The sequence below is a fragment of the Streptomyces sp. NPDC058240 genome, from assembly GCF_042882135.1.
Lineage (GTDB): Bacteria > Actinomycetota > Actinomycetes > Streptomycetales > Streptomycetaceae > Streptomyces.
The window spans coordinates 74565-97947 of the sequence record NZ_JBHVWT010000022.1 but is presented as its reverse complement, the minus strand read 5'-3'; the positions used below and the strand labels follow the sequence as shown (position 1 = coordinate 97947).

At 69.2% G+C, this 23383-nt stretch carries 23 protein-coding genes and 1 pseudogene; 9 read left to right on the top strand and 15 right to left on the bottom strand.

Going from position 1 to position 23383, the window contains the following annotated elements:
* Nucleotides 1–144: 144 nt before the first annotated feature.
* Complete coding sequence (locus tag ACFVX4_RS28085) at nucleotides 145–366, bottom strand: hypothetical protein (protein ID WP_389981995.1); 222 nt, start codon at nucleotides 364–366, stop codon at nucleotides 145–147.
* Nucleotides 367–575: 209 nt separating this feature from the next.
* Between ACFVX4_RS28085 and ACFVX4_RS28080 the strand changes: the two genes are divergently transcribed.
* The 5 genes from ACFVX4_RS28080 to ACFVX4_RS28060 all read left to right on the top strand — a co-directional run bounded on the left by ACFVX4_RS28080 (nucleotide 576) and on the right by ACFVX4_RS28060 (nucleotide 4475).
* On the top strand, nucleotides 576–1784 hold the full coding sequence (locus ACFVX4_RS28080) for a hypothetical protein (RefSeq protein ID WP_389982018.1): 1209 nt from the start codon (nucleotides 576–578) through the stop codon (nucleotides 1782–1784).
* A gap of 478 nt (nucleotides 1785–2262) precedes the next feature.
* Nucleotides 2263–2712: a hypothetical protein gene (locus ACFVX4_RS28075; RefSeq protein ID WP_389981993.1), complete on the top strand. Its 450-nt coding sequence runs from the start codon at nucleotides 2263–2265 to the stop codon at nucleotides 2710–2712.
* 281 nt (nucleotides 2713–2993) lie between these two features.
* Nucleotides 2994–3149: a DUF6131 family protein gene (locus ACFVX4_RS28070; protein ID WP_385327443.1), complete on the top strand. Its 156-nt coding sequence runs from the start codon at nucleotides 2994–2996 to the stop codon at nucleotides 3147–3149.
* 165 nt (nucleotides 3150–3314) lie between these two features.
* A complete protein-coding gene (locus ACFVX4_RS28065) occupies nucleotides 3315–3863 on the top strand; it encodes a hypothetical protein (protein ID WP_389981991.1) in 549 nt (182 codons plus the stop codon).
* 78 nt (nucleotides 3864–3941) lie between these two features.
* Nucleotides 3942–4475, top strand: a complete 534-nt coding sequence (locus ACFVX4_RS28060; protein ID WP_389981989.1) for a hypothetical protein — start codon at nucleotides 3942–3944, stop codon at nucleotides 4473–4475.
* Nucleotides 4476–4540: 65 nt separating this feature from the next.
* Here ACFVX4_RS28060 and ACFVX4_RS28055 read toward each other — a convergent pair.
* The 5 genes and pseudogenes from ACFVX4_RS28055 to ACFVX4_RS28035 all read right to left on the bottom strand — a co-directional run.
* Nucleotides 4541–4714: pseudogene (locus ACFVX4_RS28055) on the bottom strand (plasmid stabilization protein); the annotation flags it as partial.
* Between the two features lie 199 nt (nucleotides 4715–4913).
* Nucleotides 4914–5837 (bottom strand): carbohydrate ABC transporter permease, encoded by a 924-nt coding sequence (locus tag ACFVX4_RS28050; RefSeq protein WP_389981987.1) that lies wholly within the window; start codon nucleotides 5835–5837, stop codon nucleotides 4914–4916.
* On the bottom strand, nucleotides 5834–6982 hold the full coding sequence (locus ACFVX4_RS28045; protein WP_389981985.1) for a carbohydrate ABC transporter permease: 1149 nt from the start codon (nucleotides 6980–6982) through the stop codon (nucleotides 5834–5836). Before ACFVX4_RS28045 ends, ACFVX4_RS28050 begins: the two co-directional genes overlap by 4 nt.
* A gap of 5 nt (nucleotides 6983–6987) precedes the next feature.
* On the bottom strand, nucleotides 6988–8232 hold the full coding sequence (locus tag ACFVX4_RS28040) for an extracellular solute-binding protein (protein WP_389981983.1): 1245 nt from the start codon (nucleotides 8230–8232) through the stop codon (nucleotides 6988–6990).
* Between the two features lie 96 nt (nucleotides 8233–8328).
* A complete protein-coding gene (locus ACFVX4_RS28035; protein WP_389981981.1) occupies nucleotides 8329–9378 on the bottom strand; it encodes a LacI family DNA-binding transcriptional regulator in 1050 nt (349 codons plus the stop codon).
* Nucleotides 9379–9503: 125 nt separating this feature from the next.
* Between ACFVX4_RS28035 and ACFVX4_RS28030 the strand changes: the two genes are divergently transcribed.
* On the top strand, nucleotides 9504–11627 hold the full coding sequence (locus ACFVX4_RS28030; RefSeq protein WP_389981979.1) for a glycogen debranching N-terminal domain-containing protein: 2124 nt from the start codon (nucleotides 9504–9506) through the stop codon (nucleotides 11625–11627).
* Nucleotides 11628–11850: 223 nt separating this feature from the next.
* Here ACFVX4_RS28030 and ACFVX4_RS28025 read toward each other — a convergent pair whose 3' ends face one another.
* Nucleotides 11851–12966, bottom strand: coding sequence for an AI-2E family transporter (locus ACFVX4_RS28025; protein WP_389982016.1), 1116 nt, complete (start codon nucleotides 12964–12966; stop codon nucleotides 11851–11853).
* Nucleotides 12967–13761: 795 nt separating this feature from the next.
* Between ACFVX4_RS28025 and ACFVX4_RS28020 the strand changes: the two genes are divergently transcribed.
* Together ACFVX4_RS28020 and ACFVX4_RS28015 are read left to right on the top strand one after the other, a co-directional pair.
* A complete protein-coding gene (locus ACFVX4_RS28020; RefSeq protein ID WP_389982014.1) occupies nucleotides 13762–15024 on the top strand; it encodes a phosphatase PAP2 family protein in 1263 nt (420 codons plus the stop codon).
* A gap of 212 nt (nucleotides 15025–15236) precedes the next feature.
* Nucleotides 15237–15731 carry a DUF3592 domain-containing protein gene (locus ACFVX4_RS28015; protein WP_389981977.1) on the top strand — a complete coding sequence of 165 codons (495 nt, stop codon included), beginning with the start codon at nucleotides 15237–15239 and terminating at the stop codon, nucleotides 15729–15731.
* Nucleotides 15732–15782: 51 nt separating this feature from the next.
* On the opposite strand, the gene ACFVX4_RS28010 is transcribed toward ACFVX4_RS28015, so the two are convergent.
* Nucleotides 15783–16664 (bottom strand): alpha/beta fold hydrolase, encoded by an 882-nt coding sequence (locus ACFVX4_RS28010; RefSeq protein WP_389981975.1) that lies wholly within the window; start codon nucleotides 16662–16664, stop codon nucleotides 15783–15785.
* Between the two features lie 236 nt (nucleotides 16665–16900).
* Here ACFVX4_RS28010 and ACFVX4_RS28005 point away from each other — a divergent pair, with 236 nt between their 5' ends.
* Nucleotides 16901–17542: a histidine phosphatase family protein gene (locus ACFVX4_RS28005; RefSeq protein ID WP_389981973.1), complete on the top strand. Its 642-nt coding sequence runs from the start codon at nucleotides 16901–16903 to the stop codon at nucleotides 17540–17542.
* 141 nt (nucleotides 17543–17683) lie between these two features.
* Here ACFVX4_RS28005 and ACFVX4_RS28000 read toward each other — a convergent pair whose 3' ends face one another.
* From ACFVX4_RS28000 to ACFVX4_RS27970, 7 genes are all read right to left on the bottom strand, one after another.
* On the bottom strand, nucleotides 17684–18055 hold the full coding sequence (locus tag ACFVX4_RS28000; protein WP_389982012.1) for a MerR family transcriptional regulator: 372 nt from the start codon (nucleotides 18053–18055) through the stop codon (nucleotides 17684–17686).
* Nucleotides 18056–18081: 26 nt separating this feature from the next.
* Entirely contained in the window at nucleotides 18082–18840 is a 759-nt protein-coding gene (locus tag ACFVX4_RS27995) for an SDR family NAD(P)-dependent oxidoreductase (RefSeq protein WP_389981971.1), read from the bottom strand.
* 245 nt (nucleotides 18841–19085) lie between these two features.
* On the bottom strand, nucleotides 19086–19631 hold the full coding sequence (locus ACFVX4_RS27990; protein WP_389981970.1) for a TetR/AcrR family transcriptional regulator: 546 nt from the start codon (nucleotides 19629–19631) through the stop codon (nucleotides 19086–19088).
* A gap of 10 nt (nucleotides 19632–19641) precedes the next feature.
* Nucleotides 19642–20223, bottom strand: a complete 582-nt coding sequence (locus ACFVX4_RS27985) for a sugar O-acetyltransferase (protein ID WP_389981968.1) — start codon at nucleotides 20221–20223, stop codon at nucleotides 19642–19644.
* A 122-nt stretch (nucleotides 20224–20345) separates the two neighbouring features.
* On the bottom strand, nucleotides 20346–20993 hold the full coding sequence (locus ACFVX4_RS27980; RefSeq protein WP_389981966.1) for an MFS transporter: 648 nt from the start codon (nucleotides 20991–20993) through the stop codon (nucleotides 20346–20348).
* A 66-nt stretch (nucleotides 20994–21059) separates the two neighbouring features.
* Nucleotides 21060–21656, bottom strand: coding sequence for an MFS transporter (locus tag ACFVX4_RS27975; protein ID WP_389981964.1), 597 nt, complete (start codon nucleotides 21654–21656; stop codon nucleotides 21060–21062).
* Between the two features lie 165 nt (nucleotides 21657–21821).
* A complete protein-coding gene (locus ACFVX4_RS27970) occupies nucleotides 21822–23309 on the bottom strand; it encodes a hypothetical protein (protein ID WP_389981962.1) in 1488 nt (495 codons plus the stop codon).
* Between the last annotated feature and the right edge of the window lie 74 nt (nucleotides 23310–23383).

The window sequence follows — 23383 nt, the reverse complement described above, 5'->3', positions numbered from 1 at the left end:
CCTCTGGTTGATGCGGTTCGTGGACGGTGCGACCGTCGCCTCGGACGCTGAGCGGTTCCAGCAAGTGGTCGAGCCGTACGCGGTAAGTGGCGCGACGGTTGACCTTGCTCGACCCGCCACGGGGCACGGAGGCGAGTCCGACGCCTACGCCAGCTCCGAACGAAGTGACGGGCCGACAGCCGTGACGGTGACGCATGCACGTCGGGCGCCACGCTCGACCTGTTCGCTCGGCTCGTCGGCGAACTCGGGGACCTCGGGGACCTCGGGGACCTTGTCGTACCGCAGGGTGGTCGCGTTCTCTTCTCTCACCAGGACCGGCGGCAGTGTCTCCGTCTGGCGGTCCAGCAGGAGGCAGAGGCCATCCACCTCGCAGGCGAGCCGATCCGAACCGAGATCGACCGAAGCCGGGAGTGGGGCTGTCTTCCCCTTGCGGCGGGGAAGTATCGCGGCGGCTGTTCCCAGCCACAGACACGCTGACAGCCGGGCAGTCGCATGACAGTCCCCACCCAGTCATCGGGCTGGAGTTGGTGGCTGGTTACGTTCGCATGCCGGGCAGCGGCTACGGTGCTGTTGTGATGATCAACGGGGAGGACACGACATCCGGGACTGCGCTGCTGATCGCGGCAGCCCCGGCCGGCAAGGGCTGTCTCATCGACGCAACCAGCGTCCTGCCCACGCTCGCGGCGGTCGCGCCCAGCATCCTGACCGGCACGACGGCGGCCACCATCGTGGAACTCGCCGACCCGACCGACCCCCAGACCGTCCTCACCCGCATCCGCGCCGCAGCCGCCGCACCCGGTCCACTCACCCTCTACATGACTGGACAACTCCACCTCGACCACAAACAGCACCTGATCCACCTCGCACTCGCCCGGACCACGCCGACCACCCTGCGCTACACCGCACTGCCCTGGCACTGGCTGGCCGGCGAACTCGAACTGCGACGGCCGGGCACCACCACCGTCATCATCGACCTGGTCGCCACCCCGGACGCCTGGCAGAAGCTCCGCAACGAGGGCCTCGTTCTCGGCCATGGGATCCGCGTGTACGGCCGAGTCACCCCGCCGCCGAGCCGCCGCCAAATCGCAGAACCGGCCTACCTGAAGGCCCTCGCCACCACCTGGCGCAGTGGCATCAACCCGCCGCTCGCCCAGCTCCACGAACAGGTCGCCGCACAGGCCGGCTCCCACGACGCGCTGTTCCTGGCCATCGACAACACAGCCGTCCGCTCCCCCGCGGCGTCCGCTGTCCAGATCCCGAACCAGCCGCATCAGGCCCCAGTCCCTGGTCCGACAGCGCCCCCTCCGATGTGGGAAAGCGCCGAGGTGGCCAAGGAGGATCCGCTGCCTGCGATTCTTGCCGCCGCCCACGCCGGGCGGCACGGCGAAGCTGCGTCGCTCGCAGCCATGTGGGAGGGGTGGGCACTGCGTACCCACGGTGCGGGCTCCGCGCAGGCCACCCACTGGCTGGAGGTCCGGGCCGACCTCGCTCGTCTGGCCGACGATCCGGCGCGCAGCTGCGAGCTGTGGATGGCGGCCGCCGACGCCCGCCTCGCCCGGCAACAGCCCCCGGACGACCCCGCCGTGGAAGGCGCCGTGGACCGCGCCCACCACCAGTGGCAGGAACTTCGCGACCCGCAGCGGGCCCTGGAACTCGGCCCGCCCCTGGTCTCGTTGCGCCACCACGTACCTGGCCGACGCCCCGGGGCAGTCGAAGCCGTCCAGCACCGATTGGAGCTGCTGCACAGCACGTCCCCGGCGGGGGCCCGAAGCACGGCACCCTGACGAGAGACAGGGGGCGTCCCTCACACCCGGGTCGATCGTGTACGACCCGGCGTACCCCTGTCGGCCTGACGGTCGTCCCTCGCTCGCCCGGGGCACTTGGACAATTCTCCGCGCCTGCGGCCTCGAAGGCAACGGCGGGCGCGCTGGTCCGGCCCGTGTCCGGTGCCGTAGCCGACCTGGACGACCGGGCTGAACCGAATGGACATAGTGGTTCAACTTCCCATATCTGGTGAGTAGTTGAGGGTGCGAGGGTACGTTTGCAGTCGGTGACGCACTCGACAGCCGGCGAAAGTCTCGCGGGAGACGGCGTTGTGGCTCTGAGTCGCGGGGGGTTGGAGTGGACGCGAGTCGCGAGGAGGACGCCGAACCGTCGGCCGCAGTGGACGAGCGGCCATCGCGGTTCCGCTTTCGGGGAGTCAGGAACGGTGTCGCGCGGGCACTGTCTACCCGTACGCGGCGCTGGAGTGCGGTTTCGCTGTTGGTGCTGCTCGGCGCGGTTCTGACGGCGTATCTGGTGTGGCCGCAGGCCCGGACGCCTCAGGAGATGGCGTCGGAAGCCACGGACGGCCTGCGCACCTGGCGAGGTGTCACCTACGCGGGCACCGTGGCGGACAGCGATGGCGTGACGACCAGCGTGCGCGTCACGGTGAGAGGCGACGGCACGTCCTACGGCATGCTGAGTCGCGCCTACGGAGCACAGGCGCAGATCGCCGTGGGGAACGGCCGGACCCTGCTACGCGGCAACAGGCAGTGGTGGCTGTGGGACGAGCCGGGCAGCGCCGACTCTCTGGCCGACACCTGGATCGCGAATCCTCCCGAGAGGATATCGGGCCTGCTTCCGGCGTCCGAGCTGACCCCGAAGGCGCTGGCCGGTGCGGTCTCGGAGGGGACGGCAGGGAAGTGGCGGCAGGTAGAACCGCATCGGTGAACGGTCGCCATGCGCGCATGCTGATCAACGGCGCAGTGCAGATATGGTGACTGTTCCCGGCCGCTTCGTCGTCGCTGTCTGTACTGCCGACGCAGCCGAACGCGTGCGTGGGGCTTGCATGAGCCGTGTGGTGCGATGAATGGCTCGCACGGTTACGAGGGAGGAGCGCCGGAGGTGACCCGGTGTTCCTGCCCGGCACGAAACCCTCGGACCGTCGAAAGTTGCCGCAGCGGCTCACGGGAGACACAGTGAAAGAAGAGCACACGAGATCGGAGCATGTCGTGATCGTTCTCGGAGTCATCCTGCTTGTCATCGGTTTCGTGACCGGAATCTCGATCCTGTGGACGATCGGAATCATTCTCGCCGTGGTGGGTCTGATTCTGTGGATCCTGGGCGGGATGGGACACGCGGTCGCCGGTCGAAGGCACTACTGGTAGAGCGACAGGACAACCCTTCGTCGGATCCCGAAGGCCACTCGGCGTCATCCACCGGCGGATTCTGCCGGGGGCGGTGACAAATGAATGACGAGACCCGGGGAGGGAAGACCGCAGGAACGTCTCTGGCAATTCTTCGTTTCTCGGTGATCGGCGAGCGGAGGAGCCATGTCGACCGGAACCCTCATAGCGATCATCGTTGCGATAGTGGTCGTTTTGCTGGTGTGCGCACTCGTAGCATGGAGGGTTGCGCGCAGACGCCACCTGAAGGAACAGTTCGGCCCGGAGTACGAGCGGCTCGTGGAGGAGAAACAGAGCCGGCCGGCCGCGGAACACGAACTGAGGGAACGGGAACAGCGCCATGACGCGCTGGAGATCAAACCGCTCTCGGCGACGGATCGGGAGAAGTACGCCCAGGGCTGGAGCCAGGCGCAGGATCGTTTCGTCGACCATCCCGACGACGCAGTGCACGAAGCCGACCGGCTCGTGACCGCGCTGATGAGCGAGCGCGGCTATCCGACCAAGGGATACGAGCAGCAGGTCAGCGATCTGTCGGTCGAGCACGGCCGCACTCTGCAGAACTACCGCACCGCCCACGAGGTCAGCGACCGCAGCAGCCGTCACCAGGCGACCACGGAAGAGCTACGGGGGGCGATGGTCCACTACCGGGCTCTGTTCGACGAACTGCTTCACAATGGCGGGCGGCCGCAGGAGTAGCGAGGAAGAACCGCCCAGGTGCGCCTCCGGTCCGGGCCGCTACCCGCCGAAGGCGCCGGATCGGATGGAGGAAGAGCCATGGCGACGGGACACCGGGACCCCCTCGGGTCCGATGCAAGCAACCTGTCCACTGACGATCTACGCGGTGGGGGCGCCTCGGCGCCAGAGGTCCGCGAGGCCCCGACCGAAGTTCCACCGACCTTTCCGGGGGAAGCCACGACGACTGACCCGGGCCACGGTCCAGGCGGTGAGGACGAGACACCGCACGCACCGTCGTCCGGCGCCGCGCCCGACGACGACGCCGCCACCACCGCCGAAAGCAGAGACGGGGGTGAGGGGGACGAGCCCCTTCTCGGCGTCGGCAGGGAGCAGGAGGAGTTCCGCAGCCGGTGGCAGCGGATCCAGGGTGACTTCGTCGATGATCCCCGGGAAGCGGTCAGTGCTGCGGACACCCTGGTCGCGGAGGTGATGCAGGCACTTGCCAGGACCTTCTCCGACCACAAGCAGGGGCTCGAAAGCCAGTGGCAGCGAGGCGAGCAAGTACCGACCGAGGAACTGCGTGTCGCACTGCAACGCTACCGGTCTTTCTTCAACCGGTTGCTGAATACTTGAGCGGGCTGCCTGCCCGGCCCCGACGTCGGCAGTCGTGTACCGAAGCAGGTCCACCAGCTTCGGTGACCGAGGGCTCGGCGCAGTTCCTGCTTGTTCATGGACGAGCGGCCTTCGATGTTCTTCTTCTTGGCCTCCTCGTACAGATGGTCCCGCGTGGGCCCCTGTGAGCCGCGGTGTTCGGCACTTTCCTTGATGTGTCCGTACTGGCGCTCACGCTTCCTGCTCGATCCGGCCGGCATGAGAATCTCCTGGCGTGTCGGTACGGCCACAATCCGCACCGGGACATGTGAGGGATCCCCTCCAAGTGCGGTGTTCCTCCGTTCGTTCCTGTTGGCCGGCACCCGAACCGCCCGCTGCGGAGCAAGCCGACCCGGTGGTCGGCCACCGCCTCGGCGACCTGCCGGTACGAATGTCGCCGAGCGGTCCGTCGGCCGGTGCTCACTCCTTGACCGCGCCCGCATTGGCGCCGTTGACGAAGTAGCGCTGGAAGCAGAAGAAGAGAGCGGCCACCGGGATGGTGGACAGCAGGGCCGCCGCGAGTTTCAGCGGATACTGCGTTCCGCCGCCGAGTCCGCCCGAGACGAAGCGGGCCAGGCCCGTGGTGAGCGTCTCGTACTGGCCGGACTGCGTGCTGACGAGGAAGTGGGTGAACTCGTTCCACGATCCCTGGAACGAGAGGATCGTCAGGGTGATCAACGCCGGTCTGGCCATGGGCAGGACGACGGACCAGAAAATCCGGAACACACCCGCCCCGTCGACCCGTGCCGCCTCCTCGACCTCGCGCGGCACCGACTCGAAGAACTGCTTCATGATGAAGATGCCCGCCGCGTCCACCAGCAGCGGCAGGATCATGCCGGTGTACGTGTCGAAGAGACCGAAGGTGTTCAGCACCAGGAACTTCGGGATGAGCAGAGCCACGCCGGGCACCGCCATCACCGCGAGCACGAAGCCGAACAGCACCGAACGGCCCCGGAAACGCAGCCGCGCCAGCGCGTATCCCGCCATGGAGTCGAACAGCACCCGGCCCGCCGTCACCAGCACCGCGATCAGGGCGGAGTTGCCCAGCCAGCGCAGGAAGGGCACTCCGTCCGCGGCCCGGCTCAGCCCGAACAGCCGCTGGTACGCGGCCGTGGTCGGAGTGGTCGGCAGCAGGGCCAGCGGGTGCGCGGCGGCGTCCGGGTCCGTCTTGAAGCCCGTCACCAACTGGAGGACGAACGGGAGCAGATAGAGCAGACCCAGCCCGAGGACCGCGGTGTACCCCACCAGCCGCCACGGCAGGCGGAATCGGCTCAGGACGGGACGGCCCCGGTCGAGCGGGGCGCGACGGGCGCGTTCGCGTACGGCCGTAGCGGCAGCGGTCATCGGTTCCTCCTGGTACGTGCGCCGCGCTCCCGCAGCGCCCAGCGCTGGAACGCGGTCAGGACGAGGATCAGGGCTAGCAGGATGAACGCGATCGCCGCGCCCTGCCCGAAGTCCGCGTTGTCGAAGCCTGCCGAGTACGACAGGAAGGCGGGCGTGAGCGTCGTATTGCCCGGAGCGCCCTGGCCCATCACGTACACCTGGTCGAACACCTGCCAGGTGGAGATCAGCCCGAGCGTCAGAACCAGGAACAGCACGGGGCGCAGGGCCGGCAGCGTCACATACCGCAGCATCTGACGGCGGTTGACCCCTTCCATCGCCGCCGACTCCTCCAGTTCCCGCGGGATGTTCTGGAGCGCCGCGAGGAAGATCAGCATGAAGCTGCCGGAGGTCGTCCACACGGCGAGCAGGATGAGCGTGCACATCGCGACCGAGGGGCCCGAGAGCCACTCGAACCACGACAGCCCCAGTGTGGAGTGATCTGCCAGCAGGCCGGTGGGCCGTTCGGGATCGACGATTCCCAGACCTCCCAGGACCAGGGAGAGCACCCCGCGCGGGTCCGCGAACCAGTTCGGTCCCTTGACCCCGATCCAGGACAGCATGGAGTTGACGGCTCCGCTGCCCTGGAAGAGGAAGAGGAAGACCGTGGAGACGGCGATGGAGCTGGTGACCGACGGGAAGAAGAACGTCGTACGGAAGGCACCTCGCCCCCGCAGCATCTTCTGGTTGACGATCAGAGCCAGGCCCAGTGCCAGCACGGTCTGCAGGGGGACGGTCAGCAGGACGTAGTAGAGGTTGTTGCGCAGGGACGTGGCGAAGAGGGTGCGATCGAGCCCGTCCTGTGTGAGCAGCGACCGGTAGTTGTCCAGGCCGACGAAATCGGCCTGGCCGGAGAACGGGTTGGACTGTCCGTCCCAGTGCAGCAGGCTCACCCACAGCGCCATCAGGATGGGAAGCACCATGAACAGTCCGAGGACGAGCACCATGGGGCTGACGAACATCCAGCCCCAGGCGCCCTCCCCGCGCAGGCCCGCGCGCCGGGCGCGGGCCTGCGCGGTCGTGCCGGTTTCGCCGGGTGCGCTGTCAGGTGCGCCGGGCGAGCCGGTCGTACGGGGGACACCGCTCACGCGCATCGTGCGGAAGGGCATGGGGCTCAGTTGCCCTTCGCGATCGCCTGTTCGCCGTTGCGCTGAAGGTCGGCGAGGATCTTCTTCGGGTCGGCGGTGCGCAGCGACTGCAGATCGGTGTTGAACTGGCTCAGGACCTTGTCGAAGCCGGCGATCGTCACCGGGCCCTGCGCGTAGGCGCTGCCGTCCACCCAGGCCTTGGCGGCGGGCTGCTTCCCGGCGTACGTCTTGAGCGCGCTCGTCCGCGACGGCATGACTCCGAACGTGTCGGCGAAGTCCAGCTGCTGCTTCGCGGAGGTCAGGTACTTCACGAGGTCGACTCCCGCGTCGCGGTGCGCACTGTCGGCGGCAACGCCCCAGCAGTTACTGAAGGCGAGGGTGCCCTGGCCGGCCGGCCCCGCGGGCAGCGGTGCGACGGCGTACTTCACATCGGGGTAGTCGAGCTTCATGCCGCCTTCGAGCCAGTTGCCCTCGATGGTCATCGCGGCCTTGCCCTTGCCGAGCGCCTCACCGCCCCAGCTGGTGTCCACCTGCTTGGCGAACTTCATCGAGCCCGACTTGAGCAGGGACTGGACGAACTCGAGCCCCTTGGCGTTCTCCGCGGTGTCGGCGGTCATCTTCTTCTGGTCCGGGTCGGTGAGCCAGCCGCCCGCCTGCTTCATGAAGACGCCGAGCCGCTGGTACTCGTCGCTGGTGACCAGGCCGGTGACGCCGTTCTTGGTGAGCTTGCCCGCGACGGTCCTCAGCTCCTCCCAGCTCTTGGGATAGTCCTTCTCCGTCAGCCCGGCCTTCTGCCACAGGTCGGTGTTGATGGCCAGACCGAGGGTGGAGGTGTCCTTCGGCAGACAGACCAGCTTCCCGTCGTACGAGAACGAGGTCCGCAACTGCTGGGAGAAGTCGTCGGCGTCGGATATCCGGTCCCCGTACGGGTACAGCGAGCCGCCCTTCGCGTAGTTCGCGAACTGGTCGGAGTTGACGTAGAAGACGTCCGGCGGCTTGTGCCCGGCGAAGGACTGGGCAAGCTGCTGGTTCATGTCCTTGGCGACCTCGACGGAGACGGAGTTCCCCGACTCCTTCGCGTACGCGGCGGCGGCAGCCGTGACCGCCTGGGTCTCGGCGTCCCCCGAGGTGGCGATCAGTACCGTCAGATTCTGCTTGGCGGCCTTGTCCTGCTCCGGCTCCTTGTCGCTGCCGAAGCTGGACGAGCAGCCGGTGGCGGTCAGGAGCGCCGCGCAGGTGGCGAGCGCGACGACGGCCGTACGGGTTCCCATGAGTTCCTCCATGAGGGGGTGAGGCTTGCGGCTCAGCTGCCCGGAGAGGGCGCGCTGTGAATCGGTGGCCCGTGGAACGGGCGAGGGGGTGGTGGTTCAGTCGTCCGACGCGGACGTGCTGTCACGCACGACGAGGGACGGTTCGAGCAGGACGCGTTCGGGCGGAGCGCCGACCTGCGACATCCGGGCCAGCAGTAGCCGGACGCATTCGCGGCCGACGGCCTCCAGCGGCTGGGCGACGGTGGAGAGTCCGGGAGACAGGAGCGCCGCCAGGGGGTCGTCGTCGAAGCCGACGACGGCGATGTCGGCGCCCGGCACGACCCGTCGCTCGCGCAGGGCGTGATAGCAGCCCAGCGCGAGCATGTCGCTGGCGGCGATCACGGCCGTCGCCCCCGCGTCCAGCAGCGGTCCGACAGCGGCCTGGGCCGAAGCGATGTCATCGACGCTCTGTGCCCGCCTGCCGCGCACCGGTAGGCCGTGCCGTCGCATGGCGCGCTGCCAGCCCGCGGCGCGGTCGTCGCCGACCCCGGAGCCGCGCGGCCAGCCGAGGAACGCAATCCTGCGATGCCCCAGACCGACCAGATGCTCGACCGCGGCGTCCGTGCCCGAGGCGCCGTCGACGTCGACCCAGTCGCCGATCTGCCGACCGGACCACATCCGGCCGAAGGCCACGAACGGCACACCGCGCTTCTCCAGCCAGGCCTGGCGCTGGTCGCCCCGGTCGGTGCCGCTCAGTACGAAACCGTCCACGCTGTGGAGGTCGAGGAGTTCCTCGTATCCGTCGAGACCCGCACTGCCGGGGGGTGCGGCGAAGAGCAGGATCCGATAGCCGGCCTCGTCGGCGGTCTGGGACAGCGCGTGCAGGAACCGGTCCATGACCGGGGCCGAGGTGCCCGGGGCGGTGGGACGTATGCCGTAGCCGATGAGCTTGCTGGAGCGGGTGCGCAGGGTCTGCGCCGCTCGATGCGGGCGGTAGCCCAGCTCGTCGATGGTGCGCAGGACGCGGTCCAGGGTCTCCGGACGCAGCAGTTCGGGCGAGTTGAGCGCGTTCGACACCGTCTGCGGAGACACTCCGGCCCGCTGCGCGACCGTGGCCAGGGTTACCGAGGCGGCCTTGGTCGCGGGGGTGTTGGAGGAGCGTGGCATGAGGGTCTCCGGAACCGGTTGTGCGAATGGACGAGTTCATTGGAGCGTTCCAAAACCGTTGTCAACGCCCTGAGGTCGTCGTTAGGGTTCTTGGAACGCTCCAATGCCTGAGAGGTTCTGCTCTGTTGGACACAACTGTCAAGGCCCACGACATAACAAACTCCGAGACGGGGGCAGGCCCGTCGGCCGAAGGACTCCAGCCATTCCTGCATGACGCCTGTGTGACGCTGTACGCGCCGAGCTTCGTGATCTCGCGTGCGGACGGTCAGATCGACGGTGCCGCCGACGGCTTCTACCACGGCGACAGCAGAGCACTCGCCCGGCTGACCGTAGCGACGGACCACATCGTGCTCGCCCCGGTGAGCGGAGGGCTGGAGGGCGCGGACCGGGCGGCCTTCCGCAGTGTGCTGCGCGGCCTCGGCGAGGACACGCCGGACCCGGCAGTCACCCTGCACCGGCGCCGCCGCGTCGCCCCCGGGCGCCTGGAGGAGACCCTCGAAGTCTCCAACGCCGGGCGGCAGCACGTCCGTGTGCGGCTGATCGTCACCGCCGGGACGGACCTCGCCCCGATCGAGCGCGTCAAGTCCGGACATGCCCAGCGCCCGGTCACCGCCGCTTCCGCCGAGAACGGACTCCGCTGGTCGCAGGACACCTTCGCCGTACGTCTCACCGGCTCCCCGGAGCCCGCGGCCGTCGACCCGGCCGCCGGACGGCTGGAGTACGAGATCGAACTCGCCCCCGGAGCCGCCTGGACCGCCGTACTGCACTGCGACGCGGCACATGAGGACGGCGATCAGTTCCCCGCGCCCCCTGCGGACAGCCTGCCCTGGCGCACGCCGCGACTGCGCAGCGCGGACCGGCGCTTCGACCACTGGCTGAGCCAGTCCGCGGCCGACCTCGACCGGCTGCGTCTCACCGATCCGGAGAACCCCACCGACCAGTTCCTGGCCGCCGGGGCCCCGTGGTTCCTCACTCTCTTCGGCCGCGACTCCCTCTGGGCGGCCCGCATGCTGCTGCCCCTGGGCACCGACCTCGCCGCCGGTACGCTGCGCACCCTGGCCCGCAGGCAGGGCACGAAGTCCGACCGGGCCACCGAGGAGCAGCCGGGCAAGATCCTGCACGAAGTGCGCCGCGCCACCCAGAATTTCAACGAGAACTTCTCCCTGCCGCCCTGCTACTACGGCACGGTCGACGCCACCCCGCTCTGGATCACCCTGCTGCACGACTCCTGGCGCTGGGGCCTCGCGCCCGAACAGGTCGAACAGCTCCTGCCGCACGCGGAGTCCGCCCTTGCCTGGATGCGCGACCACGGCGACGCGGACGGGGACGGGTTCCTGAAGTACATCGACCACACCGGCCGGGGCCTGGCCAACCAGGGCTGGAAGGACTCGGGCGACTCCATCCGGTACGGCGACGGACGCATCGCGGCTTCCCCGATCGCGCTCTGCGAGGTCCAGGCGTACGCGTACGAGGCGGCCCGGGGCGGCGCGGACCTGCTGCGCGCCTTCGGCCGCCCCGGCGCCGACCGGTGGGAGGAATGGGCCGAGCGGCTCCGCGACCGTTTCCGCAGCCACTTCTGGGTGGAGGACGAGCGGGGACCGTACCCGGCCGTGGCGCTCGACGGTGACAAGAAGCCGGTGGACTCGGTCACCTCGGGCTTCGGCCACCTGCTGGGCACGGGCCTGCTCGACCACGAGGAGAGCGCCCTGCTGGCCGCCAGGCTCAGCGCGCCCGACCTCGATTCGGGCCATGGTCTGCGGACTCTGAGCAGCGACTCCGTGGCCTACAACCCGTACGGCTACCACATCGGTTCCATCTGGCCGCATGACACGGCCATCGCCGTGAACGGCCTGGTCAGGGCCGGGTTCCCGGAAGCGGCCGCGTCCCTGTCCGAGGGGCTGCTGAGCGCGTCCTCGGCCTTCGACGGCAGGCTTCCCGAACTGTTCGCCGGCCATGGAGCGGTGACCGACGCCCAGCCCTCGCCCTATCCCGCGTCGTGCCGCCCGCAGGCCTGGGCGGCGGCCTCGTCGGTGATGATCCTCCAGTCGGTGCTGGGGCTCTTCCCCGATGTCCCCGGCGGAACTCTCACGGTCGCGCCCGGGTTCGCGGAGGCATACCGTCCGCTGAAGGCCGAGGGGCTCGACATCGCGGGCGGGCGGCTGGACATCTCCGTCGATGCCGACGGTACGGCGCACGTCGAGGCGCCGAAGGGCCTGGTCGTGAGGAGGCAGCACCTGACACCCCGCTGACGCGAGCCGGTGTGCCCGCTCCACGGCACGTTGCCGTGGAGCGGGGCGAAGGCCTGCTTCTGCCCCGAGGGCCGGCGCGGGCCTCCGTGAAGGGCGGTGGCAACGGCCTTACGGCAGCGCACGCACGAGCGGTTCGGCTTCCGTCCCCACGCGCGGGGGCGGGCCGGCCGAGGAGGCCGGTGCCTCGCTTCCGCCTCGGCGCACCCTTCCCGGTGTGCACGGCTCACCTCTTCGCGGGTGTGGACTCGTCCGCCGGGCGCAGCGCCTGACGGACCGACCAGAGGACTGAGACGAGTGGTACTGCCACCACCGCTCCCAGTACTCCCGCCGCGATGGCGCCGCCGATCACCGACAGTGCGACCACGATCGGGTGCAGGCGGACGGCCCAGCTCATCACGAGCGGGTGCAGCAGGTGGCCCTCGATCTGGCCGATGACCACGATCAGGACGAGGACGACGGCCGCCACGATCGGGCCCTTCGCCGCAAGAGCCACCACGGCCGCGACCGCGAGGGCGATCGGCGAGCCGATCAACGGAATGAAGGCGGCGAAGAATTCCAGCAGCGCCAGCGGCAGAGCCAGTGGCACTCCGAGTGCGAAGAGGGCCAGTCCCACAAGTACGGCGTTGGTCCCTGCCACCAGGATGATGCCGTGGGTGTATCCGGTGAACGTACGCCAGGCCGCCCGGCCCGCGATCACCACCCGGGCCCGCGCCGTCCGAGGGAGCTGATCGCAGAACCAGTCCCACTGCCGGTCGCCCGAGTGAAGGAAGAAGACCGAGCAGAACAACGCCAGGACGAATACCGTCACCACCTCGACCAGTCGGCCCACACCGCTGACGGCCGTGCTGATGAGGGCGGAGCGATTGCTCGACAGGTACTGCCCGATCCGGGACTGGAGGTCGTCGAGCGTCCTCGGATTCAGCCGGAACGGCGGCCCCTCCAGCCAGTGTTCGATCCTGCCCAGACCGTCGCTGAACTCCCGTTCCAGCCCGGCGCGTTCTCCGGCGACCGCCTCGCCGACGAGCGTCAGGACGCCGAGGACGAGGACGATGCTGCCGAGCAGTGCCACGGTGACGGCGAGCGCCCGCGGCATCGGACGGGCCAGGAGATCCGTGATCGGGCGCAGCACCGCCGTCACGACCAGGCCGAGGAAGACGGCTGCCGCCACCTCGTGAAACCACCCCAGCGCCGAGAAGACCGCGTATACGACGGCACCCACCACGAGGATCCGCCAGGCGTAGGCGGCGGCCGTCCGGAGCGTGGGGTTCACGCGTGACGTGTACCGCGAGCCGGGCGGCGTCTGTCGCACGTCCGGGTTCCGGGCCGCGGGGCCGGTCATGCCGCGCAGCGCCCGGCGTGACGCGGTGCGGATCCGGTGTCGTCGTTCTTCGGGCGGTGCGCCGGGGTCCGTGTTGTCGGGCTGCGGATGCGAGGGCTCGGGCATTCCCTGCTGGTATCAGGAGGGGCCGCGTCGTTCCGGACTCCCGGGCCGACATGCGCAGGATGTCACCCCACGGGCGGAATCGCGGGTCACTGGAGGCGTCGCGACGCACCCGGCAAAGCGGAGCAGGACGGGGCGGAGAGCTGATTCTCGCGTGGCGTCGGCCGGCGCATCCGGTCCGGCCGCCAGCCGAAAGGACCGGCTCGTTTCCGCCGCGGACAGTGCGCCCCGGTCGCACCCTCTCTCCTGTGCGGGGTGATCCCTCCCCCCGCGCACCGGCGGGATACCAACTCCCCGGTCGAGTACGCCCGTTCACGACCTTTTTCGCACGCATCGGAGCCACTGGGCGACCCGTATCGCCCTCGCTGCCCGCCGGGCGTTCGAGAGTTCCATGCCCCCACGGAACGCCGAGTCGTCGAGCCAGAGCCGACCGGCTTTCGCACCACCCGTGACCAGCGAACCCGCCCACACCACTCCGATAGCATGTTCGAGCTCACGACGAGCGCTTTCATCGCCCGCCCTTCACCGGAGATCCACGTCATCCGGCACGAAGAGTGAACCATCCAGCCAACATCTAACAAATCGGCCAAACAATTGATACCTAGAGCATCGCGGGTGTTTTCGCGAAAAGACGACAGAATAGCGATCGCCGCGTGGCGTCGACCACGGGCGATACTGTGGGCCACAGCGGCGGTGGTAACCCTCGGATTCCTCATCGCACTGGAAATAGCCGCGCGCCACTACGGCATGCCGGGGCCGATCGTCACCCAGGCGCAAGAGGTGATCATCGCCCCCAAATCGGGCTTCCTGTTGTACGCCAGCATGGCGTTGATGATGGTGGTGCTCACCTGGAAGCAACGGCTCGTCGCCGCCGGTGCCGCGATCGGCATCGACCTCATCTTCTTGCTGGTGCGGTGGGCGACGGACACCAAGGTGACCGAAGGCCATCCCTTCGGCAACGGCGCACTGTGGGTGATTCTGGGCTGTGCGGTCATCGCAGTCACGCGCCGCACGGGCCAGGAGCGTGTCCTGCTGCTGAAGGGAGTCGGGCTGGGCCTGCTGCTGGTGACCGGCCGCAAGACGGGCGATGCCTGGCTGCTCATCACGTCGAAGGCCCGCCCGACCGTGCTCGACCAGTACGTGGCAACCGCAGATCATGCGCTGGGCGACCCGTCGTGGCTGGTGGGCCAGATCGTCACGGCCACCGGCCCGATCGGCGCCCGTTTCCTCGACGCCATCTACACACAGCTTCCGGTGGCCGCGGTCGCCGTCGCGGTGTACCAGCTACGCAAGGTGGCGGTCGAGCGTCGCTTCCCGGGCCACCATCTGGTGCGCACCTTCCTGGTCATCGGCCTGCTCGGGCCGGGCATCTACATGATCTTCCCGGTGGTCGGACCGATCTTCGCCTACGGCGCCGACGGCGGACACTGGGCGTTGGCCAACCTGTGGCCGGACACGCCGCCGCCGATCGGTACCCCGCACCACATGACATTCGACGAGATCACTCCGCGCAACTGCATGCCCAGCCTGCACACGGCGTGGGCTACCGCGATCTTCATCCATTCCCGCAAGGGGCCACGGATTCTGCAATTCGCGGGCGCGTTCTGGCTGGTTGCCACGCTCGGCGCAACGCTGGGCTTCGGCTACCACTACGGCGCGGACATCATTGCCGGCGTGGTGTTCACACTCACGATCGAGGCGGCACTGCGCTCGCTCGACCGTGGCTGGGACCGGTCGGGAATCCAGCTGGTCGCCTACGGTACAGCCGTCTTCGCCGCCCTCCTGGTGTCGTATCGCTATCTGTCGGTGGAGATGGCCGGACATCCGTGGGTGTTCGGACCACTTCTCATTCTGGCGACGGCCTCGGTGATCTACGGCTACGTCCGGACCACCAGGCTGTGGGATCCGAAGGCCGCACCGGTGCAGCAGCCGGAACCGCAACCGGAACTGGTTTGAGCCTGAGCCTCGTAGTCGGCCACCAGCGCTCGGCCGGTCCCGGCCGAGCAACTCGGCACTCCTGCGGCGGCGTTGCGCCAGGTGCCGGCCATGGGCGGGTCGGGCGACTCCTGAACGGCCGTACCACGCGCACCCCCGGGGCGGCAGCACGCCGACCGGGGTGCCTGGGATAGCGTCCCTCTCACTCCGGACAAGCGAGTGAGAGGGACGTCGTGCAGGTTCAGGTGCGTGGGCGGGGCGCCCGCTGGTGGATCACATTCGGGACGATTACGTTCGGGACGCTGTTCTTGGTCGTCGGGTTGATCCTGGCGGGGGTGTCGGCCTCGTTCCTGACGGACGCGGAGCGCGCCCCGGGCACAGTGGTGGCGCTGGAGTGGCGGAACGACCACAACGGCGCCTTCCGCAAGAAGCGGGAGAACGACAGGCCCGTGGCGTACCCGGTGGTCGAGTTCACCTCGGCGGACGGTACGCCGAGGACGTTCCGGAGCTCGACGGGTTCCAATCCACCGTCGTACGAGCAGGGTGAGCGGGTCGAGGTGCTGTACCGCTCGGATTCCCCCGAGGACGCGCGGATCAACGGGTTCGCCTCGCTGTGGCTGCTGCCCCTGATCTTCGGCGGGATCGGGCTGGTGATCGCGGGGATCGGGACAGCCATCGCGCTGGTGGGGCGGGCACGCTCCTGGACCGTGTGCTCAATGCGTACGTAACTGCGCGACCCCGGCCATGATCCGCCGGACAGCCCCAAGGTGAGGGAGCGATCAGCGGGTGTGCGCGTCCAGGGCGTCGATGATCTCGCGCCAGAGTTCGCGGGGTCGGTCGTGCCCCATGTCGGGGAGCAGCAGGAGCTTCGCTCCGGGCACCAGGTCGGCGGTGCGCTTCCCACCACTGGGGTCGGTCAGGATGTCGTCCAGACCATGAATCACCAAGGTCGGCACTCGAAGCCCGCGGAGTGCGTCGGCGCGTGAACCGCTGAGGATCATTGCTCCGAGTTGCCGTCCGGCTCCGGCCGGGTAGTAGGCGCGGTCGTAACTCTCGGCGGCCAGCTCACGCAGGAACGCCGGGTTGCCGTAACGCTTGGAGGCCCACACCAGGTCCCGTTCCGCCGCCGCGATGTACCCCTCGCGATCCGATGGCTTGGGGCGGAGGAGCACTGCCTGGGCCTCGGCGCTGGGCCGGCCGTAGTCGGACTCGCCGGTCGAGGACATCATCGACGTCAGGGTCAGCACTCGCGTCGGCTGTCCGATGGCCATCGTCTGGGCGAGCATGCCGCCCATCGAGGATCCGACCACATGCGCTCGTTCGATTCCGAGCGCGGTGAGCAGGTTGAGGCCGTCGTCGGCCATGTCCTTCAGGGTGTAGGGCACCATCGCGAGGGCGGACGCGATGTCTCCCGAGCTCACGGTGTCGGTGAACCGGCCCATGTCGACGGGGTGATCGTCGAACTTGGTGGACAGCCCGCAGTCACGGTTGTCGTACCGGATCACGTAACGTCCACGTTCTGCGAGTGCGCGGCAGAAGTCCTCGTGCCAGGCGATCATCTGCGCGCTGAAACCCATCACGAGCAGGACAGCCGGATCAGAGGGATCGCCGAAGGTCTCGTACGCGATGGACACTCCGGGCGACACTTCAACAATCGGCATACCGGGAGTATCTCAGCAATCCCCCGTCCGTGCGCACCCGGAATCGGCGCCGCTCGACCGTCGCGTCGGACTGCTGCCGGCAACCCGCCACGGCTGAGCCCTGGTCCTACGGTGTGAGACCGCTTCGCCAGCACCCGTGCACGTGCCGAAGCACCCGCTTGATAGTTCCGAGCGGTCTCTCCCATGGTTGCGAACTGCAGTCAGGCAGGAAACCAACTACCGGAGGGCACGCACTCATGCGCACTCTTTACGTCATCACTCACCCGGAGGCGACGCACCACGTCGAGGGAGTCGTCGGCGGGTGGCACGACTCGCAACTGACGCCCGCCGGTGTCCGTGCGGCGCGGTCCATTGCCCAGGCGCTACGGGCCCAAGTCCCGGACGACGCCGAGGTGGAGCTGTTCACCTCGGATCTGCAGCGCACCCTGCGGACGGCCAAGGAGGTGGCGGAACTGATCGGTGTGAAGCCGGCCCTGGATCGTAGGCTGCGGGAGAAATCGTACGGTGAAGCGGGAGGAAGGCCACAGGAGTGGCTGGACCAGCGCTTCGTCCCGCCGCCGGCTGTCGGGGAGCGGATGGAACACGACGAGGGTGTCGAGGGCGCGGAGACCAAGGCGGCGTGCGCGCAGCGCATCTACGCGGCCATGGACGAGATCCTTCGGAGCCCGTGCGAGCACCAGGTCATCGTGACGCACGGCGGCTCCTTGACGTTCGTCGTGGCGTCCTGGATCAGGATGCCGATCGAGTCGGCCGGATATGCCAGTTTCCGGGCGCCCTCCGGCAGCATCACCACGCTGCGCGAAGACGACTTCTTCCACAACCGCCAAGTCGTCAGCCTCGGTGACACCCGTCATCTCGACTCCACCGAAGCCGACTGACCTCGGCCTGGCCCGCTTCGACGACCACTGGAACGGAAGTCACAGCGGCGGGCCGTCCCGTGCACTGCCGGTCATGTCTCGGGTTCCGGCTCAGCTCTTGTGGCGTTGTCACACCAGGCGATCATCGTTGCCTTCGACAATTCAGGCCGGCGGGCGGATCCGATCGCTGGTCTTCTCCCGGAGCGCGGCTTCCAGTCGGTCGCGGGCCTTGGACTGGGCGGCGATCCGTTCGTTGAGGACCGCCAGCCGTTCCAGCGCGACGCGCAGACCCTTGTCCGAGGGCGGTGCGGCAGCCACATCGCCGTCCAGGCATGGCAGGAACACGTGCACATCGTCCAGCGTGAGCCCGGCGGCCAGCAGGTAGCGGATATTGCGGACCCGCAGCACGGCCCGCTCGTCGTAGACGCGGTAGCCGTTGGAGGCCCGTTCCGAGGAAATCAGCCCGGACTGCTCGTAGTGCCGCAGCGCACGAGCGGTCGTCCCGGTCGCGCCGGCCAGCTCACCGATCCGCACCCATTCCACCTCCCGGGTCACTCCTATCACGCCACCACCGCTCCGCCGTCGACCGGGAGTACCACTCCGGTGACGAACGACGCAGCCGGTGCGGCAAGTTGAGTGATCGCCCAGGCCACCTCCTCGGGGCGGCCGATCCGGGCCAGCGGGGTGTGCGCCACCTGCCACTCCCGCACTGCGGTCATCCGCTCCGGGGTCAGGCCCTGGTGCTCGCCGATGGGGGTGTCGATCGCGCCGGGGGCGACCGCGACCACCCGCACCCCGCGGGGTGCCAGCTCGACCGCCCAACTGCGGGTCAGCAGTTCCAGGGCGGTCTTGGTCGCCGCGTAGACCGAGCTGCCGGGCCAAGCACGCTGCCCCACCGACGTACTGACATTGACGATCACTCCGCCCGACGCTTCCAGGGACGGCAGCGCGGCCTGGGCCAGCAGGATTGGGGCGACGAGGTTGGTGGCAAGCTGAGCCGTGATCATCTCCGGCGTCAGCGTGCCGAGGGCGCCGCTGCGCACGATGCCGGCGTTGTTGACCAGCACGTCCAATCGGCCGTACGTCTCCAACACGGCCTGGACGATCCGCTCGGGCTCGCCCTCGGCGGTGATGTCGACGGGCAGCGGCGTGATCCGCTCATGCCCGGTCGCGGTCTCCTTCAGCGGTTCGCTTCGCCGTCCGATCGCGACCACGTGGGCGCCGTCGGCGGCGAAGGCACGGGCGGTGGCCCGACCGATGCCGGTGCCGGCTCCGGTGACGGCGACGATCCTGCTGCTCTGCGACGGGGTGCTGTTCATGCCAGTGATCGTGCAACCCTGCCGCCAGCGGCAAGGTCAACGTCTCGTCGGGGAATCCTCGGGAAATCCGCAGGAGGGCGAGCGTTCGGGCTTGGCCTGTGGGGCGGGTGCCGGCTTCGTCCGTAGCGCGGTGACCTCGTCGCGTTGTGCAGCCGGGCGGGAGAACGCCATGGTCCCCGGTCTGCTCGTGATGAGGCCCGTGGAGCGCGGTGTCAGGTCCGCACCCCACGGGCTGCCGGGGGCGGCTATGCCGCGGTGGTGATGCGGGCGACGGCCAGGCGCGTCGGCTCGCGATCGTGGGGGGCGTCGTCCAGGGCGCGGTGCAGGGTCAACCCCTCGATCAGCGCGTCCACTTGGCGTGCGGTGACGGCGTCGAAGTGCCGTTCGAGGATGCGGCGGCTTCGCCGCATCCACGATTGGCACAGCTGCCGGTATTCCGGGCGACGGGCGGCGAGGGTGTAGAGCTCCTGGGTGAGGATCAGGTCGCGACGGGGCCCCTCGGAGAGTGTGTGGATGAGGTCGGTGACGGCCTCACGGGCCTCTTCGAGGCTGTCGGCTCGGCCGAGGGAGATGTCGAAGCCGGCCACGATGTGGTCGGCGAATTGCGTGAAGGCTTCACGCAGCAGTTCGTCGATGCCGGTGAAGTGGTAGGTCATCGAGCCGAGCGGCACGTCGGCGCGGACAGCGATCTTGCGGTGGGAGACGCCTGCGACGCCTTCGTCGGCGATGAGGTCGAGCGTGGCGGCGAGAATCCGTTCGCGCCGCTGCGGGTCCGCACGTCCGGTGGCCATGCGAGCGCCGTCAGAGCTCGCGGACGGGGCGGGCCGGATTGCCGACGGCGACGACGTTGGCGGGGATGTCCTTGACGACCACCGCGCCGGCGCCGATCACCGAGTTCTCGCCGATCGTTACCCCGGGGCACACGATGGCGCCGCCGCCGAGCCAGACGTTGTCGCCGATGGTGATGGGGCGTGCGGCCTCGAGCTTGTCCCGCCGGGGCTGCGGCTCCACGGGGTGGGTGGGCGTGAGCAACTGGACGTTCGGGCCGATCTGGCAGTGCTCGCCGATGACGATCTGCGCGACGTCCAGTGCGGTCAGGTTGAAGTTGATGAAGGTGTGGGCCCCGATGGTGATGTTGCTGCCGTAGTCGACGGAGAGCGGCGGCCGCACGTCGACGCCCTCCCCCACGGAGCCGAGCAGTTCGGCGAGGAGCGGCCGGGCCTTGTCGGCGTCCTCGATGTAGGCAGCCTGGTAGCGGGCGGCCAGCTTCATCGCTTGCTGCTGGCGCCGGGCGATCTCGGGGTCATCGGCGATGTAGAGGTCGCCCGCGAGCATCCGCTCCAGGTTGGTGCGCGGGTCGTCAGCGAAGTGGTTCGTCGGCATGCGTACGATCGTACACCTTGAAGCGTACGATCGTACGCTCCTCGCGCGGACACGGACCCTTGAGGGCGGTCGCCAGTGCGGTCGCGAGCAGGCTGTGCGCCGAGGTGCGGTGGTACGTCCGCTCAGGGGCCGGTCGGTGGCGCTGTGCCGGCCGGGATCCGCGTGCCGTCCGGGGCCGTCTCGGACCGGGTCGGGACAGCGCCGGGCAGGCGGGGGATCCACAGCAGACCGATGAGCGCCGCGGCGAGCGCGAAGAGGAGGTTGAGCGTGAACAGCACGCGACTGTTGCTGGTCGCCAGGGTGGGGGTGATGACGGCGAACGCTGCGGCGAGCAGCCTGGCGAAGGCCATGGTGACACCCTGGACGGTGCCGCGCAGCAAGGTGGGAACGAGTTCCTGGCTCCAGACCTTGTAGATGGTCTCGCCGGAGGCGCCGGCGCCGATGGCGGTCAGCAGCAGGAGCGCGGCCAATGTGAAAGGGGTGGGTCCGGCCAGGACGGGCAGGGCGTAGCCGGTCAGGGCCAGCAGGGTTCCGGCGATGAACCACGGGCGGCGGGCCGGGCGGTCGGCGACCCGCATGAAGATGAGCAGACCGGCCAGTGCGACGGGGATGGCGGCGGCCTTCAGAGTGGTCACGGACTGGACGCTGTGATCGGTGAGGCTGACCCACAAGAAGTCGCCGAACTGGCCGTTGGTGTTGGCACCGAGGTTCCACAACGCGTAGTAGAGGCCGGTGGCCAGTGTGGTGGCCAGCAGCGGCCGGGTGAACACCTGTCGCAGTGCGCCCAGGCGGATCTCCTCGACCTGACCGTCTGCGGTCCGGCTGTCGCTGCTGTGTCAGGCAGCGGTCCATTCGGCGGATTCGCGCAGGGTGGTACGCAGTGCCAGGACGATCACCGCGACCAGCAGCAGCTGACCGTACAGGAGCCGGGCGCCCAGCTCGCCCAGTGGTGAGACGAAGATGGCGAACAGGGTGGCGACGACGATGCCGGCGGCCCACAGCAGACCGGACAGGGCGATCATGCGGCCCTTGCGCCCCGGTGGAGCCTCTTCGGCGATCAGTGCCAGGGAGACCGGCAGGTCGGCGCCGATGGCCAGGCCCACCACGATCACGCCCGCGTGGAGCATGGCGGGGCCCGTGGCGCCGGCCAGGAGTGCGGTGCCGAGGAGGAAGAGCAGCAGGGTGAGAGTGAGGACACGGCGGCGGCCGAAGCGGTCGCCCAGCCGACCGCCTGTCAGCGCGCCGAGGGCGAAACAGAAGGTGAGCAGGGCCGATATGCGGCCGATGGCGGCCTCGTTCAGGCCCAGGTGCGGTGCGTACAGCACCAGGGCGGTGCCGGTGGTGACGATGGCTCCGGCATCGAGATAGGAGGCCATTCCCGCCACGACGGCGGTACGCCAGGGGTTTTGCGGCGTGGGTGGTGAGGTGGACATGAGCGGCTCCGGGCAGGACGGTCGGGGCGGAAGAGGGCGGGGCGAGCCGAAGGACCCGGCGGCGAGGTGGCGCTGTTGCCGGGCTCGTGGCCGGCTTGCGGATGGGGCGCCCAGGGGCAGTCGGCGGATCTCGGGCCGGCTCCGCGTGCCGGGGCTCCGCCTCGCTCATCGCGGTGCCTCTTCCTGCCGCCGGAGGTTGGTGAGGATCGGCGCCCGCTCGCGCAGCTCGTGCCAGGGGGCGGCGGCCAGTTCCAGGACGGCCTCGGTGAAGGCGATGGACTGGCGGCGCAGTGCCGCGACATCGATGAGGTCCATCACGGGCTGGACGTTGAGCAGGTAGCCGGGGCCGGTGATGAAGTTCGCCGCGGGCAGGCCGGCGGTGTGCCAGAAGGGGCCGCCGTCGCCGGGCCAGGTGGTCCCGTCCGGGGAGCGGCCCGTGGTGTCGGGGACGAACGGGCGCAGCACTCTGGATTCGGTGACCCGGGCGCGTACGAGGGCGCCCCGCATGCTGTCGATGACGGCCGGGTGCGGGGTGGCGAAGCAGGCCCCGAACTCGTACTCCACACCGGGGACATGATCGCTGTGGCCGGCGGGCGCGACTCGTGCCCCGAGGTGCTCCAGACAGAGTGCTGCGGCGATGCGGGGCACCACGTCGTCCCGGTGCCGGTCGAGGAATGCCTCCAGACCCCAGGCTTCCTCGATGGCGAAATGCCCCGTCGACAGCAGCACCAGCACGCTGCGGGGCAGTTCCTGTCGCGGGATGCGGGCCAGGTGGTGGGCCATGGCGAGGATCGCCTCGCAACCGTTGTCCTCCAGGCCGTTACTGCCGTCGGTGTGCGACTGCAGCACCACCAGTTCCTCACTCGCGCCGGGGATGATCCCGACGATGTTGTGCGTGTCCACCCGCTCGACGTCCGCCACCAGGGTCAGCGTCACCCCCGCCTCCTGCCGGGCGGCCTCGTGCAGCACACGGCCGCTGTCCCTGCCTGCGAACAAGGCTGGAATACCGCGGTGCACACCGTCGTAGAGGAGGTATCCGCTGCCCAGTTCGGCCTCGGGCAGGTCGATCACCATGATGAGGCCGGCGGCACCCGCCGCCTCGAAGCGCGCCAGCTCGGCGCGCATCAGGTCGTGGGCCAGCCAGACCCGCTCGTAGCGCTGGTCGGGGGCGTAGGCGGGCTCGGCCACCGATGGTATGGGCGCGCTCCAGTCCAGCGCGTCGAAGTCCCCTGCCGTGAATGCCGGAAGCGGAACGCCCACCACGCCGATCCCGCCGGCCTGCGGCTCAAGGGTCAGCGGGCCGGTGACACCGCCGGGACCGGTACGTCCCGAGTACGCGACCGGGCTGACCACCTGCACCGCCGGCTCTCCGGCCGGACCGGCGAGCCGCAGCCCCCACTCGCGCGCGGTCCAGCGGCGCATCGGCACCGCCTCCAGAGCCACGTCGGACACGCCCACCTCGGCGAGGCGGCGGGCGAGGTCACCGACGTATTCGGCATGCGCCGCCGACCCGGTGGCGCGCAGTCCCCTCTCGTCCAGGGCACGCTGCCACGCCGTGAGTACCTCGACGGACAGGAACCGGTCGGCATCGACAGGGCGGACGGGCTCGGCGCGCACCCGGCCTTGTGACCAGGTCTGATTCGTTGCCTGCATCGGCACTCTCCCTTGATGTACGAGGAACAGCGCCAGCATGCACCGGTAAACTCACAACGAATAGACATGGATCC

What these genes read in the sequence shown, in the direction of transcription:
- ACFVX4_RS28010 (WP_389981975.1), bottom strand. Translation starts at nt 16,664, where the DNA reads ATGCCGATTGTTGAAGTGTCGCCCGGAGTGTCCATCGCGTACGAGACC.
- ACFVX4_RS27970 (WP_389981962.1), bottom strand. Translation starts at nt 23,309, where the DNA reads ATGCAGGCAACGAATCAGACCTGGTCACAAGGCCGGGTGCGCGCCGAG.
- ACFVX4_RS28040 (WP_389981983.1), bottom strand. Translation starts at nt 8,232, where the DNA reads ATGGGAACCCGTACGGCCGTCGTCGCGCTCGCCACCTGCGCGGCGCTC.
- ACFVX4_RS28080 (WP_389982018.1), top strand. Translation starts at nt 576, where the DNA reads ATGATCAACGGGGAGGACACGACATCCGGGACTGCGCTGCTGATCGCG.
- ACFVX4_RS28045 (WP_389981985.1), bottom strand. Translation starts at nt 6,982, where the DNA reads ATGCCCTTCCGCACGATGCGCGTGAGCGGTGTCCCCCGTACGACCGGC.
- ACFVX4_RS28050 (WP_389981987.1), bottom strand. Translation starts at nt 5,837, where the DNA reads ATGACCGCTGCCGCTACGGCCGTACGCGAACGCGCCCGTCGCGCCCCG.
- ACFVX4_RS28060 (WP_389981989.1), top strand. Translation starts at nt 3,942, where the DNA reads ATGGCGACGGGACACCGGGACCCCCTCGGGTCCGATGCAAGCAACCTG.
- ACFVX4_RS28005 (WP_389981973.1), top strand. Translation starts at nt 16,901, where the DNA reads ATGCGCACTCTTTACGTCATCACTCACCCGGAGGCGACGCACCACGTC.
- ACFVX4_RS27975 (WP_389981964.1), bottom strand. Translation starts at nt 21,656, where the DNA reads ATGTCCACCTCACCACCCACGCCGCAAAACCCCTGGCGTACCGCCGTC.
- ACFVX4_RS27985 (WP_389981968.1), bottom strand. Translation starts at nt 20,223, where the DNA reads ATGCCGACGAACCACTTCGCTGACGACCCGCGCACCAACCTGGAGCGG.
- ACFVX4_RS28025 (WP_389982016.1), bottom strand. Translation starts at nt 12,966, where the DNA reads ATGACCGGCCCCGCGGCCCGGAACCCGGACGTGCGACAGACGCCGCCC.
- ACFVX4_RS27990 (WP_389981970.1), bottom strand. Translation starts at nt 19,631, where the DNA reads ATGGCCACCGGACGTGCGGACCCGCAGCGGCGCGAACGGATTCTCGCC.
- ACFVX4_RS27995 (WP_389981971.1), bottom strand. Translation starts at nt 18,840, where the DNA reads ATGAACAGCACCCCGTCGCAGAGCAGCAGGATCGTCGCCGTCACCGGA.
- ACFVX4_RS28065 (WP_389981991.1), top strand. Translation starts at nt 3,315, where the DNA reads ATGTCGACCGGAACCCTCATAGCGATCATCGTTGCGATAGTGGTCGTT.
- ACFVX4_RS28035 (WP_389981981.1), bottom strand. Translation starts at nt 9,378, where the DNA reads ATGCCACGCTCCTCCAACACCCCCGCGACCAAGGCCGCCTCGGTAACC.